The 13860-nt window shown below is 62.2% G+C and carries 13 protein-coding genes; 7 read left to right on the forward strand and 6 right to left on the reverse strand.

The genetic code is table 11. The annotated features are described in order from the left end of the window. The first annotated feature begins 25 nt into the window (after positions 1 to 25). From HU715_RS15345 to HU715_RS15370, 6 genes are all read left to right on the forward strand, one after another. Positions 26 to 1306, forward strand: a complete 1281-nt coding sequence (locus HU715_RS15345; protein WP_186708164.1) for a glycerate kinase type-2 family protein — start codon at positions 26 to 28, stop codon at positions 1304 to 1306. After that, positions 1296 to 2711: a pyruvate kinase gene (pyk, locus tag HU715_RS15350; RefSeq protein ID WP_186708166.1), complete on the forward strand. Its 1416-nt coding sequence runs from the start codon at positions 1296 to 1298 to the stop codon at positions 2709 to 2711. The genes HU715_RS15345 and pyk overlap by 11 nt, the downstream gene beginning before the upstream one ends. 122 nt (positions 2712 to 2833) lie before the next feature. Further along, the gene (locus HU715_RS15355) at positions 2834 to 3745 is read left to right on the forward strand and encodes an urea transporter (RefSeq protein WP_186708168.1); all 912 of its coding nucleotides are present in this window, start codon (positions 2834 to 2836) and stop codon (positions 3743 to 3745) included. 21 nt (positions 3746 to 3766) lie between these two features. After that, positions 3767 to 4591, forward strand: coding sequence for an ion transporter (locus tag HU715_RS15360; RefSeq protein WP_186708170.1), 825 nt, complete (start codon positions 3767 to 3769; stop codon positions 4589 to 4591). Between the two features lie 94 nt (positions 4592 to 4685). After that, positions 4686 to 5684, forward strand: a complete 999-nt coding sequence (locus HU715_RS15365; protein ID WP_186708172.1) for a sulfate ABC transporter substrate-binding protein — start codon at positions 4686 to 4688, stop codon at positions 5682 to 5684. A gap of 374 nt (positions 5685 to 6058) precedes the next feature. Beyond that, complete coding sequence (locus tag HU715_RS15370; protein ID WP_186708174.1) at positions 6059 to 7261, forward strand: MFS transporter; 1203 nt, start codon at positions 6059 to 6061, stop codon at positions 7259 to 7261. A gap of 59 nt (positions 7262 to 7320) precedes the next feature. Here HU715_RS15370 and HU715_RS15375 read toward each other — a convergent pair whose 3' ends face one another. The 4 genes from HU715_RS15375 to HU715_RS15390 form a co-directional block, all read right to left on the reverse strand. Continuing rightward, the gene (locus HU715_RS15375) at positions 7321 to 7512 is read right to left on the reverse strand and encodes a PLDc N-terminal domain-containing protein (protein ID WP_003204476.1); all 192 of its coding nucleotides are present in this window, start codon (positions 7510 to 7512) and stop codon (positions 7321 to 7323) included. A 71-nt stretch (positions 7513 to 7583) separates the two neighbouring features. Then, on the reverse strand, positions 7584 to 8114 hold the full coding sequence (locus HU715_RS15380; protein WP_186708176.1) for a hypothetical protein: 531 nt from the start codon (positions 8112 to 8114) through the stop codon (positions 7584 to 7586). Positions 8115 to 8348: 234 nt separating this feature from the next. Further along, on the reverse strand, positions 8349 to 8867 hold the full coding sequence (locus HU715_RS15385) for an ankyrin repeat domain-containing protein (RefSeq protein ID WP_186708178.1): 519 nt from the start codon (positions 8865 to 8867) through the stop codon (positions 8349 to 8351). A 94-nt stretch (positions 8868 to 8961) separates the two neighbouring features. Then, positions 8962 to 10788, reverse strand: a complete 1827-nt coding sequence (locus HU715_RS15390) for a long-chain-acyl-CoA synthetase (RefSeq protein ID WP_186708180.1) — start codon at positions 10786 to 10788, stop codon at positions 8962 to 8964. A gap of 356 nt (positions 10789 to 11144) precedes the next feature. Here HU715_RS15390 and HU715_RS15395 point away from each other — a divergent pair, with 356 nt between their 5' ends. Further along, positions 11145 to 11423 carry a DUF3509 domain-containing protein gene (locus tag HU715_RS15395; protein WP_003204481.1) on the forward strand — a complete coding sequence of 93 codons (279 nt, stop codon included), beginning with the start codon at positions 11145 to 11147 and terminating at the stop codon, positions 11421 to 11423. A 689-nt stretch (positions 11424 to 12112) separates the two neighbouring features. Here HU715_RS15395 and HU715_RS15400 read toward each other — a convergent pair. Both HU715_RS15400 and HU715_RS15405 read right to left on the reverse strand, forming a co-directional pair. After that, complete coding sequence (locus tag HU715_RS15400; protein WP_186710065.1) at positions 12113 to 12658, reverse strand: 1,2-dihydroxy-3-keto-5-methylthiopentene dioxygenase; 546 nt, start codon at positions 12656 to 12658, stop codon at positions 12113 to 12115. Positions 12659 to 12692: 34 nt separating this feature from the next. Continuing rightward, positions 12693 to 13838, reverse strand: coding sequence for an MFS transporter (locus HU715_RS15405; protein ID WP_186710066.1), 1146 nt, complete (start codon positions 13836 to 13838; stop codon positions 12693 to 12695). Between the last annotated feature and the right edge of the window lie 22 nt (positions 13839 to 13860).

Here is a 13860-nt window from a genome sequence, read left to right on the forward strand (position 1 = left end):
ATAACAAGAAAACCGGGAGCCCGCCATGTCGGTCGATCCGCAACAACTGCTGCGCGAGCTGTTTGCCACAGCCATCGACGCGGCCCATCCGCAGCAAGTCCTTGAACACTACCTGCCCTGCGACCGCAGCGGCCGGGTGATCGTCATCGGGGCCGGCAAGGCCGCGGCGGCCATGGCGCAAGTGGTCGAGCGCTGCTGGCAGGGCGACGTGTCCGGCCTGGTGGTGACCCGCTACGGTCACGGCGCGCCTTGTCAGAAAATCGAAGTGGTGGAAGCCGCCCACCCGGTGCCTGACGCCGCTGGCCTGGCCGTGGCCCAACGGGTGCTGGAGCTGGTGAGCAATCTCAGCGAAGACGACCGGGTGATCTTCCTGTTGTCCGGCGGCGGTTCGGCCTTGCTCGCGTTGCCGGCCGAAGGCATCACCCTGGCCGACAAGCAATCGATCAACAAAGCCTTGCTCAAATCCGGCGCGACCATCGGCGAGATGAATTGCGTGCGCAAGCACCTCTCGGCGATCAAGGGCGGGCGCCTGGGCAAGGCCTGCTGGCCGGCGACGGTGTACACCTACGCGATTTCCGATGTACCCGGCGATCTCGCCACGGTCATCGCTTCCGGCCCCACCGTGGCCGACCCCAGCACGTCGGCCGAAGCCCTGGCGATTCTCCAGCGCTACCACATCGAGGTGCCGGCCTCGGTGCGCACCTGGCTGCACAGCCCGGCGTCGGAAACCGTCAAGCCCGGTGACCCGAGCCTGGCCCGCAGCCACTTCCAGTTGATCGCCCGCCCCCAGCAGTCATTGGAAGCCGCGGCGGTGAAGGCCCGGCAGGCGGGTTTCAGCCCACTGATCCTCGGCGACCTGGAAGGCGAATCCCGGGAGGTGGCCAAAGTCCACGCCGGCATCGCCCGGCAAATCGCCCTGCACGGCCAGCCGCTGGCAGCACCGTGCATGATTCTCTCCGGCGGTGAAACCACCGTCACCGTGCGCGGCGATGGCCGTGGCGGACGCAATGCCGAATTCCTGCTGAGCCTGACCGACAACCTCAAGGGCCATCCCGGCATCTATGCGCTGGCCGGCGACACGGACGGCATCGACGGCTCCGAAGACAACGCCGGCGCCCTCATGACCCCGGACAGCTATCGCCGCGCCGCCGAGCTGGGCCTGTGCGCCAGCGACGAGTTGGACAACAACAATGGCTACGGCTACTTCGCCGCCCTTGACGCGCTGATCGTCACCGAACCGACCCGCACCAACGTCAACGACTTTCGCGCCATCCTGATCCTCGAGAACCCCAAACATGACGCCTGATAAAAAGGTCAAGATCCTCGCGACCCTCGGCCCCGCGACGCGCGGCATCGATGACATCCGCGAGCTGGTACAGGCCGGGGTGAACATCTTCCGCCTGAACTTCAGCCATGGCGAGCACGCCGACCACGCCCAGCGCTACCAGTGGATTCGTGAGGTCGAGCAGCAACTCAACTACCCCCTGGGCATCCTGATGGACCTGCAAGGCCCGAAGCTGCGGGTCGGCCGGTTCGCCGATGGCAAGGTCCTGCTGCAACGAGGCCAGGCCCTGCGCTTGGACCTGGACCCGACACCGGGCGATCAACGCCGGGTCAACCTGCCCCACCCGGAAATCATCGCGGCCCTGGAGCCCGGCATGGACCTGCTGTTGGACGACGGCAAGTTGCGCCTGCGCGTGATCGCCAGGCACAGCGACGCCATCGACACCGAGGTGCTCAACGGCGGCGAGCTGTCGGACCGCAAGGGCGTGAACGTGCCCCAGGCCGTGCTCGACCTGAGCCCGTTGACCGCCAAGGACCGGCGCGACTTGAGTTTCGGCCTGGAGCTGGGCGTGGACTGGGTGGCGCTGTCGTTCGTGCAGCGTCCCGAGGACATTCGCGAGGCGCGTGGGCTGATCGGCAACAAGGCGTTCCTGATGGCGAAGATCGAGAAGCCGTCGGCGGTGAGCCAACTGCGCGAGATCGCCGAGTTGAGCGACGCGATCATGGTCGCCCGTGGCGACCTGGGGGTCGAAGTCCCGGCCGAAAGCGTGCCGCAGATCCAGAAAAACATCATCGGCACCTGCCGTGCCCTCGGCAAACCGGTGGTGGTGGCGACGCAGATGCTCGAGTCGATGCGCTTCTCCCCGGCCCCCACCCGTGCCGAAGTCACTGACGTGGCCAACGCCGTGGCCGAGGGGGCCGATGCGGTCATGCTCTCGGCGGAAACCGCGTCCGGCGACTACCCCCTCGAAGCCGTGCAGATGATGAGCAAGATCATCCGCCAGGTGGAAAACGGCCCCGACTACCAGGCGCAACTGGACGTCAGCCGGCCGAAGGCCGAGGCCACGGTGTCGGACGCCATCAGCTGCGCGATCCGGCGCATCAGCAGCATCCTGCCGGTGGCGGTGCTGGTGAACTACAGCGAATCGGGCAGTTCCAGCCTGCGCGCGGCGCGGGAACGACCGACGGTGCCAATCCTCAACCTCACGCCGAACCTGCAGGCCGCCCGCCGCCTGACGGTGGCCTGGGGCGTGCACTCGGTGGTCAATGACCGGTTGAAACAGGTGGATGAAGTCTGTTCCACCGCCCTGGAAATCGCCCAGGCCCAAGGCATGGCCCAGCGTGGCGATACCCTGCTGATTACGGCGGGCGTGCCGTTCGGGCAGCCAGGGTCGACCAATTCGCTGCGCATTGAGACGCTGCTCTGAGTTTTTCTGTGGCGAGGGAGCTTGCTCCCGCTCGGTTGCGTAGCAACCGCAAAAAGAGGGGCCGCTACGCGACCCAGCGGGAGCAAGCTCCCTCGCCACAGTTCTCTTATCTCTGACCCATCATGCCCAACCATTCTTCCAACCCCCACTGCCCCGACTGGGCCACCGCCCTGCTCAACGGCTTCAGCCAAATCTTCCTCCAGCGCCATCCGCTGTGCGGCCTGCTGTGCCTGCTGGCGATTCTGCTCACGGCGCCGGCCTTGTTCGGCGGCGCGCTGCTGGGCGGGGTGGCCGGGTTGCTGACGGCCCAGCGACGTGGTTACGCCAAGGCCGATCGGCAAGCCGGACTGTTCAGCTACAACGGCATCCTGCTGGGCTTGCTGCTGAGCCAGGCGTTGCCCTGGTCGGTGCTGTTACCGCCGTTGATCATCGCCGCCGGCGGCCTCAGTGCGATGCTGACCCAGCAATGGCTCAAGCGCACCCGCGGCCCTCGTTGCCTGCCCGCCTACACCGCGCCGTTTGTAGGGCTGGCGTGGCTGCTGATGAGTGTCACCGCGCCGACGTCCCCAACCACCTCGATCGAAATGACAATGCCCAACCTGGTGGCCGCGCATTTGAGCGGACTGGGCCAAGTCATGTTTCTCGGCCACCCTGCGGCCGGTGCACTGATTGCGCTGGGCTTGTTGCTGGCCAACCGTCGCGCCGCGACATGGGCCTTGTTCGCTTCCGCCGTCGGCCTGGCCTTCGCTTTGTCGCAACAGGGGAACGCAACCGCCCTTTCCGGGCTGGGCGGCTACAACCCTGTGTTGGTGGCGTTGGCCTTCAGCCCACAGCGTCGCCCGTGGCTGCCGCTGACGGGCATCCTCCTGGCGGTCATGCTCACCCCAGGGTTTACCGCCCTCGGCCTGCCGCCCCTGACGGCACCGTTCATCCTTGCTTGCTGGCTGATCCAGGCCGGCGGCCGGGCGTGGCACCAGGCCAGCCTCGACAGCGCGCCTTGCGCTCTGCGGGGCAATCGCCCTAGGCTTCGCTGATTCCGGGTTCAGGCGAAGAGTATGGACAGCAGCAACAATTGGCGTGAACGCCTCTACGTCATCATTTTCCAGACCGACACCGTGGCCGGCCGGCGCTTCGACAGCACCCTGCTGTTGATCATCCTCGCCAGCCTGGTGATCGTGATGCTCGACAGCATCGACAGCGTGCACAAAAACTACGCCGCCCTGCTGGCCGGTATCGAGTGGGGTTTCACCTTCATCTTCATCGTCGAGTACGGCCTGCGCCTGTATTGCTCACCCAAGCCGCTGCGCTATGCCTTCAGTTTCTATGGATTGGTGGATCTGCTGGCGATCGTGCCGGGGATCCTGGCGCTGTACTACAGCGATGCCCAGTACCTGCTGATCATTCGGATCATCCGCATGCTGCGGATTTTCCGTGTGCTCAAGCTCAGCCCTTACCTCAAGCAAGCCAACTACCTGATGGCGGCGCTGCGCGGGAGCAAGCAGAAAATCATCGTGTTCCTGGTCAGCGTCTCGACCCTGGTGACCGTCTTCGGCACGCTGATGTATGTCATCGAAGGTCCCGAGCACGGTTTCACCAGCATTCCCAAGGGCATCTATTGGGCTATCGTGACATTGACCACCGTAGGCTTCGGCGACATCGTGCCCAAGACGCCACTGGGCCAAGTGGTGTCATCCCTGGTGATGATCACCGGTTACTCGATCATCGCCGTGCCGACGGGTATTTTCACCGCTGAACTGGCTACGGCCATGCGCGGCGACCAGCTCAAGCACGATTGCCCGGTGTGCAGCAAAAACAACCACGAACACGGCGCGGCTTTCTGCTCCCGTTGTGGCAATGCGTTGTTTAAGAAATTGGAATAAGCAAAGCACTTTTTAATGCTTGATGGCCTATTGGCTTGCCGCTAGTGTTGCTGGCTAATTGCCCGGAACCCCTGTTAATAAAAAGGAATTCGCAGTGAAGAACTTCTTTGGCGCCTCCCTTCTCGCCGCCGGCCTGACCTTCGGCGGCCTGGCCCACGCCGCCCCGACCCTGCTCAACGTTTCCTACGACGTGATGCGCGATTTCTACAAGGACTACAACGCCGCCTTCCAGAAGCACTGGCAGGCCGAGCACAACGAAAACATCACCGTGCAGATGTCCTTCGGCGGCTCCAGCAAGCAGGCGCGCTCGGTGATCGACGGGCTGCCGGCGGATGTCATCACCATGAACATGGCCACCGACATCAACGCCTTGGCCGACAACGGCAAACTGGTGCCCCAGGACTGGGTCACCCGCCTGCCGAACAACAGCGCGCCGTTCACCTCCGCCACGGTGTTCATCGTGCGCAAAGGCAACCCGAAAGCCTTGAAAGACTGGCCCGACCTGCTCAAGGACGGCGTGCAGGTGATCGTGCCCAACCCGAAAACCTCCGGCAACGGTCGCTACACCTACCTGTCGGCCTGGGGCTATGTACTGAAGAATGGCGGCGACGAGAACAAGGCCAAGGACTTCGTCGGCAAGCTGTTCAAGCAGGCGCCGGTATTGGACACCGGTGGTCGCGCCGCGACAACCACCTTCATGACCAATCAGATCGGCGACGTGCTGGTGACGTTTGAAAACGAAGCGGAAATGATCGCCCGCGAGTTCGGTCGCGACCAGTTCGAAGTGGTCTACCCAAGCGTTTCCGCCGAGGCTGAGCCACCGGTCAGCGTGGTCGACAAAGTGGTCGAGAAAAAAGGCTCCCGCGAAGCCGCCGAAGCGTACCTCAAATACCTGTGGTCGCCCGAAGGCCAGGAAATCGCCGCCGCCAACTACCTGCGCCCACGGGACCCGGCGGTACTGGCCAAATACACCGACCGTTTCCCGAAAGTGGACTTCCTGTCGGTGGAAAAAACCTTTGGTGACTGGCGCACGGTGCAGAAGACTCACTTTAATGATGGTGGGGTTTTCGACCAGATCTATAGCGGGCAGTAAGACACTGGTTCAACCAGAATTGCATGCAAGCTTTTGTGGCGAGGGAGCTTGCTCCCGCTCGGTTGCGCGGCGACCGCCAGAAGGGGGCCGCTACGCAGCCCAGCGGGAGCAAGCTCCCTCGCCACAAAGGCACTCCCTTATCTGCTGTGCTGTTCCTGATCTGCTGTGCTGTTCCTGATCTGCTGTGCTGTGCCTGATCTGCTGTGCTGTGCCTGATCTGCTGTGCTGTGCCTGATCTGCTGTGCTGTGTCTAATCTGCTGTGCTGTGTCTACCATTAACCGCGGGCATGACAGCTATCAACCACAAGCCCTGTTCCAGAGCCCTGTAACGCTTTAGCCTCGCGCCATCTTTCCTGTTCACTGACGAGATTGCCATGAGTGCTCATCCCCCCACCACGCCCGGCAGCACCCTGACCCGTGGCATGGTCCTGCTCTTCGCCTTCTGCTGCGGCGCCATTGTCGCCAACATCTACTACGCCCAACCCATCATCGAACTGATCGCCCCTGACGTCGGCCTGAGCAGCACCATGGCCAGCCTGATCGTTTCGCTGACCCAAATCGGTTATGCCCTGGGCCTGTTTTTCCTGGTGCCGCTGGGGGACTTGCTGGAGAACCGCCGGCTGATGATCCTCACCACGCTGGTGGCGATTGCCAGCCTGCTGGGGGCGGCCTTCACTGACCAGCCGAACGTGTTCCTACTGGTCTCGCTGCTGGTGGGTTTCAGTTCGGTGTCGGTGCAAGTCCTGATTCCGCTGGCCGCGCACCTGACGCCAGAAGAATCCCGGGGACGGGTTGTCGGTGGGATCATGGGCGGCCTGCTGCTGGGCATCCTGCTGGCGCGGCCCATCTCCAGCGTCGTGGCCGATCACTTCGGCTGGCGCGCCATGTTCATCATCGCCGCCGCGTTGATGGCCGCGATCAGCATCGTCTTGGCGCTGACCGTGCCCAAGCGCCAGCCCGACCATAGCGCCTCCTATGGCCAACTGCTGGGTTCGCTCGGCACCCTGCTGCGCCAACAGCCGCTGTTGCGGCAACGGGCGTTCTACCAAGCCTGCATGTTCGCCACGTTCAGCCTGTTCTGGACCGCCGTGCCGCTGGAGTTGTCCCGCAACCACGGCCTGTCCCAGACTGAAATCGCCCTGTTCGCCCTGGTCGGCGCCATCGGTGCCATCGCCGCGCCCATCGCCGGCCGCCTGGCCGATGCCGGCCATACCCGTAATGCCTCGCTGCTGGCGATGCTGTTCGCCAGCGTGAGTTTCCTGCCGGCGTTCATCCATCCGCTCTACAGCGTGATCGGCCTGGCGGTGACTGGCGTGGTCCTGGATTTCTGCGTGCAAATGAACATGGTCCTGGGCCAGCGCACCATTTACGCCCTCGATGCCAAGAGCCGCAGCCGGTTGAATGCGTTGTACATGACCAGCATCTTCGTCGGCGGTGCCTTCGGCTCATCGATTGCCAGTGCGGTGTACGAGCACGGCGGCTGGTTGTGGGTGGTCATCGTCGGCAGCGCCTTCCCGCTGTTGGCCTTGCTGCGCTTCCTGAGTGCCTCGCAAAAAGCGTCCCTGGCCACGGCCTGATTACCCAGGCACAAAAAATGCCCGGTCGCTCAAGGCGCCCGGGCATTTTCATGGAGCATTCAAATCCGCACGTTGCCACGCGGCCCGGCAATCGCCCAGATGATCAGGCCCAGGACCGGCAGCAGCAGGATCAGCAGCACCCAGAGGATTTTCATCCCGGTTTCCGCGCCGCTCTTGAGGACATTGATGATCGCCCAGATATCGAGCGCCAGGATAATCAGGCCGACCAGGCCGTTGAAGGTGGAACCCATGGTGTCGCTCCCAAATGGTGGTGTGCACCCTTAGGATAGCGGGCCTCCGGCAAGGGTTCCGTTTTATTGCTTCAGACGTGGACCGCGACCTTGAGGGCTTCCAGGGCCGGCGCGGCAGCGATACCGACTTCGGCACACAGCTCCAGCACCCGTGGCACGTCGTTGCCGTACACCAGCACCATCTGCAATTCATCGTCGAGCAACTGGCTGAAGTTCATCAGCACGTAGCCGCCGTTTTCCTTGTTCAGGCTGCCCATCTGGATCTGGATGCGGTTGAGCGCGGTCAGGGCTTCGGTCTTCGCCAATTGCTTGGGCTTGAGGTTGAACGCCACACCGGGGCCGAACGAGGCGACGATCTGCTCGAACAGGTCCACGTAGGTGTCGGCCTGGAACAGCACGGTGTCCGGCAGGCTGCCCACCACCACCCATTCCCCCAGCGGGATCGGGAACGTGTCGTCGTAGTTGATATCGGGATTGGCCGCCAGGAAAGCCGTCGGGTCTGCGTAGGCCTGGGCCGCTTCATCAGCGATTTTCTCGATGTCCGCCTCGCCGAGGCAGCCGGAGCTGATTTTACCGATGAGTTCGATGAGGGCGGCTTTCATGGGGTGAATCCTGTGGCGAAGGGTGTTTTGAGGGCGGGCAGGATAACGCATCGCACCGGTCGAGTCAGGAACCTGTGGCGAGGGAGCTTGCTCCCGCTCGGCTGCGAAGCAGTCGTAAATCCGCTGGGCAGGGTAAACCTGACAGGTTGCGGTGGCTGGATTTGGGGCTGCTGCGCAGCCCAGCGGGAGCAAGCTCCCTCGCCACAAAAGCTATCGGAGTCTATGTTTAGTCGTTCAACCCAACAACTTTTCCAACTGCGCCGTGGTGTCCACCGCGCCCATGGTCCGCGCGGCATCGAGGGCCGAGACGCCGTTGGCGTCCTTGGCTTTCGGGTCGGCGCCTTTGCCGATCAGGTAGTCGACGATTTCCACCCGGTTGAACATCGCCGCCATCATCAAGGCGGTACGGCCATCGAAGGAAGCGCCTTCCACCTGCGCGCCGCCGTCCACCAGCGCCGCGACCACGGCCAGGTCGCCCTTGAACGCCGCGCCGGCAATCGGGCTCTGGCCGTTGTCGTTGCGGATTTCCGGATCGGCCTTGTGCTCCAGCAGCACTTTCACCGTTTCCACATGCCCGTGGTAAGCGGCCAGCATCAACAGGGTGTCACCCTTGTGGTTGCGCAGGTTGGGCGGCAGGCCCTTGCTCAACAGCGCGGCCATCATGGCGGCGTCGCCCTGGCGCGCGACGTTGAACACCTGCTCGGCAAACTCGGCAGCCTCTTCCGGGGTCATCTGGCGGCTTGTATCGGACATGGGGAACTCCACTCGGGTCTTCGCAAAGCGGCTAGTTTCCCGAGGGACCTGGGCGCTGTCATCCCTTTTTTCACTGTGCCCGTCATAGCCAGAATCAATAACGCAGTTGGCCGCCCTGGATCCGGGTCGCCAGTTGCCGGTCGACCCGCACGTACGTGTCGGTGCCGGGCAGCCAGGCATAGACCGGCTCATCGCCAGTGCCACACGGATCGAACCCTTCGGTCTTGAGGCGCGTCTTCTGGTACTTGAAGGTGCCGGTAGTGTCCATTTTCACCTTGATGCGCAGGAACAGCGGCACGGCATATACGGGCAACTTGCAGTGCAAAAATTGCAGCAGCTCGCTGAAATCCAGGGTCGCCAGGGATTCGGACGGGGTGATCGCCGCCATGCCGGCGCGGCCATTGGTGCCATTGATCTCCACACCGTAAGCCACCGCCTCGGCCACCTGCGGGTGTTGCAGCAAAACGTTTTCGACTTCCGTGGTGGAGACGTTTTCGCCTTTCCAGCGATAGGTGTCGCCGAGGCGATCGACGAACTGCCCATGCCCGAAGCCGATGTTGCGCAGCAGGTCCCCGGTGTTGAAGTAACGGTCGCCCGGCACGAAGACATCCCGGCAGATGGTTTTTTCGGTCTTGGCGGGATCCGTATAACCGTCCAGTGGTGCCTTCTCGTCGATCCGCGCCAGCAGCAGGCCCGGTTGGCCCCTGGGGACTTTTTGCATGCGCCCTTGCAGGTTGCGCAACGGCAAGCCGCTGGCTTGGTCGTACTGCACCAGCTCCCAGCCCATCAGGGAAAACCCGACGGTGTTGTCGAAATTCAGGATATTGGTGAACCCGATATTGCCGTCGCTGGCCGCATACAGCTCGCAGATGTGGTCGACGCCGAAGCGCGTCTTGAAGGTCGACCAGGCCCCGGGGCGCAGGCCGTTGCCGATCATTTTATTCACACTGTGGTGGCGGTCATCGGCTGCGACAGGCTGGTCGATCAGGTAGCGGCACAACTCGCCGACATACCCCAGGGTGGTCGCCCGGTAACGGCGTACGTCGCTCCAGAACTGACTGGCGCTGAACTTGCGGCGAATCGCGAACCCCGATGCGCCACAGATCGCCGCGCCCCAACACACGCACAGGCCTGTGGCGTGGTACAGCGGCAAGGTGCAATAGACGACATCGTCGGGCTGCATGTCCAAGGCGATCAGGCCGAAGCTGGTGGAGGTGCGCATCCAGCGACCATGGCGAAAGACTCCGGCCTTGGGCAGCCCGGTAGTGCCCGAGGTGTAGAGATAAAAACATGGATCGTTGCAAAAAACCTGCTGGCTGCACGCCGGGTTATCGCCGGGGTAATCCGCACAATCAGCCATCAGGTCGACGAAGCCGGACGGAACATCGCCACTGTCCTGATCCGCTACCCACCAGGTCCTGCCGCTCGACAGCGCGGTGCGCGATCGCACGTCGTTGAAGGCCGCGACCCGCTCGTCCCCGACCACCACCGCGACCGGGTTGACCAGGGCCAGGCTGTGCACCAGCGCATCGCCGGTTTGCGAGGTGTTGAGCATGGCGCTGACCGCGCCAACCTTGGCCATCGCCAGCACACTGATCAACAGCTGCGGCCGATTCTCGATGAAGATCGCCACGCAATCGCCCTTGCCGATGCCTTGGGCCAACAGGTAATGGGCGATGCGATTGGCTTGCGCGTTGACCTGTGCATAACTCAACACCGTGTCGCCACACAGCAGTGCCGGGCCCTGGGGATTGCGTTGCGTGGCCTGTTCGAAACACCAGCCCAGGCCACAAGGCTGGGTCAGGTCCTGGACATTGGCCAGCTTCATGCCTTTGACGATGCGCGGGACGGCCCTGGCGATGGCAGGCAACTTGCGCAGCATCATGCCCCAGGTAATGGTGTCGTTGGGTGTACGACTCATGGTGATCTTCCCCGTTCGACCTCGTGGGTCTCGGTTCTTGTTATCGGGCTGGCGGTGATTTTGGCTCGAAAGTACGCTCGCACTTGCGGGGCTGTACACGCGGTTTTTGCAATGTTTTGTATCCGCTGCCCGAGACAGGCGAAGCGTGAGCGCCGGAAAACGATTTGGTTCCAAAAATCATTGCCGGACCACGCAAAATGCAGGATGCACGGTGGCCATTCATGCAAGATGCACGAAAGCAAAATCCCACTAAAAACGTAATCTATTGTTTTTAAAGTATTTATTTAAAACTGAGATGCTGGCACAGACAGTGCAACCACCCCTCCACGGTTTGCCACACCATGGAGCAGTCAACTATGAACATGATTCAAGAAAAGTTTGCGTCCCTGTTTTCCAACTACGAAGTGACCACTCAGCCCCGCCCGGATGGCGGCATTCTGCTGACCTTGCGCAATAGCGACGGCAAGCTGTTCAAGCGCACGATTTCCTATGCTCAGTTGCATGCGGGGGACCAGTTGTCCTGGGCGATCAGCGCGATCCGTCGCGACCTGGCTGAACAGGCCAGCGAGTTGCCACAGATCACCTTGCTGCAGAGCCAGCATCGGTTTGCGCTGCCGACTTACCATAGCGCTTGAGTCTGCTGGTCAATTTGCTTTGCTGTTTACTTGGAAACGGCGCTTTTTCAGAGATGAGAAGCGTCGTTTTTTTGCGCCTTCTTTTGAGGGCAATTGATCGGTGTGTATATCCGTTTCTGCGGTAACGGCCACTTAGGGTTCAAGAGTCTTGTGTTCACCGCAGACCCATTGTGGGAGCGAGCTTGCTCGCGAAGGCGGTGGGTCAGTTGGCGGTGATGTTGGATGTGCCGACCTCTTCGCGAGCAGGCTCGCTCCCACAGGGGATCTTGGGTGTTCATGAGTCTTGTGTTCACCGCAGACCCATTGTGGGAGCGGGCTTGCTCGCGAAGGCGGTGGGTCAGTTGGCGGTGATGTTGGATGTGCCGGCCTCATCGCGAGCAGGCTCGCTCCCACAGGGGATCTTGGGTGTTCATGAGTCTTGTGTTCACCGCAGACCCATTGTGGGAGCGGGCTTGCTCGCGAAGGCGGTGGGTCAGTTGGCGGTGATGTTGGATGTGCCGGCCTCATCGCGAGCAGGCTCGCTCCCACAGGGAATCTTGGGTGTTCATGAGTCTTGTGCTCACCGCAGATCCATTGTGGGAGCGAGCCTGCTCGCGAAGGCGGTGGATCAGTTTGCGGTGATGCTGGATGTGGCGGCCTCATCGCCGTTACCGCAGCAATGGATATACACACCAACCCTAAGAACGCGGTCAATCTTCCAAACGAGGAAACCGCCGAGCAATATCATTTCCAGTAAGCTCAGCAACCGACCCCTGCAAATCACCAGACAACCGAATCGAAACGAAATACGGCCGCTCCCCCCCATCAAACCAATGCGGCATACCAGCAGGCACCGTGATCAAATCGTTCCTTTCACACAATACAGCGAAGACATAATCGCCAATGTGCAGGTTAAACAACCCTCGACCACTGACGAAAAACCGTACCTCGTCCTGGCTATGGCGATACTCATCAAGCCACTCAGCCTGCGGCTCGGCCTGTTCCGAGTGATCGCTTCTAACGCTAACCACATCGACCGCAACATACCCCCGCTCGGTCATCACCCCATCGATCTGAACCTGGTAAGCCGCAATGATCTCTTCCTCACTGGCCCCACTCTGAATATTCGCCGCCACGTTCCAGCGATCAAAGCGAACACCTTGCTCAGCCAACGTCGCGACAATGTCCTCGAAGTGGGTCAACACCTTGTTCGGAATCTCAGGGCTCGAAACGTGATAGACGGACAGGCTACTCATGACAAAGGCTCCAGCAAATTAACGGTTCGAAGGCTCATGGCCGGTCCTCTTGCATACGTGTCGCAATGATAACGGCTGCCGCAAAGGCCGCGAGGCTGGCGAGGCTGAACGTCCAACTGGCGCCCAGGGCATTCCAACTGTAGCCGGAATACAACGCGCCCAAGGCCCCGCCCGTGCCGGCCAGCGCCGCATACAACGCCTGCCCCTGGCCTTGCTGGCGAGGGCCGAAGCTGCGTTGCACGAAATGGATGGCGGCGGCGTGAAAGCTGCCGAAGGTCGCCGCGTGCAACACCTGGGCAAACAACAATACCCAGAGAAATTCGGCCAGCGAACCCAGCAACAACCAGCGCAACGCCGCCAGCAGGAAACTCGCCAGCAGTACCCGGCGCACGGAAAACCGCGCCAGGATCCGGCTCATCAGCAGGAAGACCAACACCTCTGCCACCACGCCGACCGCCCAGAGCAGGCCGATCAAACCGCGGCTGTAGCCCAGGCGTTCGAGGTGCAACGTCAGGAAGGTGTAATACGGCCCGTGACTCACCTGCATCAGGCCCACGCAGGTGTAGAACGCCAGTACGCCAGGGTTGCGCAGTTGCCGCAGGAAGCCCTCCCCCGCGACTCGCGGCCCCTGCGATGGCTGGGCATTGGGCACCCAGAAACTGGCGAGGACGATGCCGGCCATGATCAACACCAGGGCCACCGGGTAGATGTCCAGGCTCAGCCATTCGAACAAGCGGCCGAGCACGACCACAGTGATGATGAAACCGATGGAGCCCCACAGGCGGATCTGGCTGTAGCGCGAGGCCTGCCCGCTCAGATGGGCCAAGGTAATGACTTCGAACTGCGGCAACACCGCGTGCCAGAAAAATGCGTGTAACGCCATGACCATCGCCAGCCAGGCGTAGCTTTTGTCGATGAAGATCAGCGAGAAGGCCAACAGCGTGCAGATCGCGCCAAACCGCACGATTGCCAGGCGTCGGCCGGTGTAATCCCCCAGCCAACCCCAGATGTTCGGCGCCACGCAACGCATCAGCATGGGGATGGCCACCAGCTCGCCGATGCGCGCCGCGTTGAACCCCAGGTGATCGAAATACAGCGCCAGGAACGGCGCCGTCGAACCGAGCAGCGCGAAATAGAACAGATAGAAGCTGGAAAGCCGCCAGTACGGCAGTGCCGCCACGGTCGTCAGGCCACGGCGACTG

Origin of the sequence: Pseudomonas zanjanensis (assembly GCF_014268745.2) — a bacterium.
GTDB classification, from domain to species: domain Bacteria; phylum Pseudomonadota; class Gammaproteobacteria; order Pseudomonadales; family Pseudomonadaceae; genus Aquipseudomonas; species Aquipseudomonas zanjanensis.

Coding starts and splice junctions, on each gene's coding strand:
- pyk (WP_186708166.1), top strand. CDS start 1,296: ATGACGCCTGATAAAAAGGTCAAGATCCTCGCGACCCTCGGCCCCGCG.
- HU715_RS15355 (WP_186708168.1), top strand. CDS start 2,834: ATGCCCAACCATTCTTCCAACCCCCACTGCCCCGACTGGGCCACCGCC.
- HU715_RS15370 (WP_186708174.1), top strand. CDS start 6,059: ATGAGTGCTCATCCCCCCACCACGCCCGGCAGCACCCTGACCCGTGGC.
- HU715_RS15385 (WP_186708178.1), bottom strand. CDS start 8,867: ATGTCCGATACAAGCCGCCAGATGACCCCGGAAGAGGCTGCCGAGTTT.
- HU715_RS15360 (WP_186708170.1), top strand. CDS start 3,767: ATGGACAGCAGCAACAATTGGCGTGAACGCCTCTACGTCATCATTTTC.
- HU715_RS15390 (WP_186708180.1), bottom strand. CDS start 10,788: ATGAGTCGTACACCCAACGACACCATTACCTGGGGCATGATGCTGCGC.
- HU715_RS15395 (WP_003204481.1), top strand. CDS start 11,145: ATGAACATGATTCAAGAAAAGTTTGCGTCCCTGTTTTCCAACTACGAA.
- HU715_RS15345 (WP_186708164.1), top strand. CDS start 26: ATGTCGGTCGATCCGCAACAACTGCTGCGCGAGCTGTTTGCCACAGCC.
- HU715_RS15375 (WP_003204476.1), bottom strand. CDS start 7,512: ATGGGTTCCACCTTCAACGGCCTGGTCGGCCTGATTATCCTGGCGCTC.
- HU715_RS15380 (WP_186708176.1), bottom strand. CDS start 8,114: ATGAAAGCCGCCCTCATCGAACTCATCGGTAAAATCAGCTCCGGCTGC.
- HU715_RS15400 (WP_186710065.1), bottom strand. CDS start 12,658: ATGAGTAGCCTGTCCGTCTATCACGTTTCGAGCCCTGAGATTCCGAAC.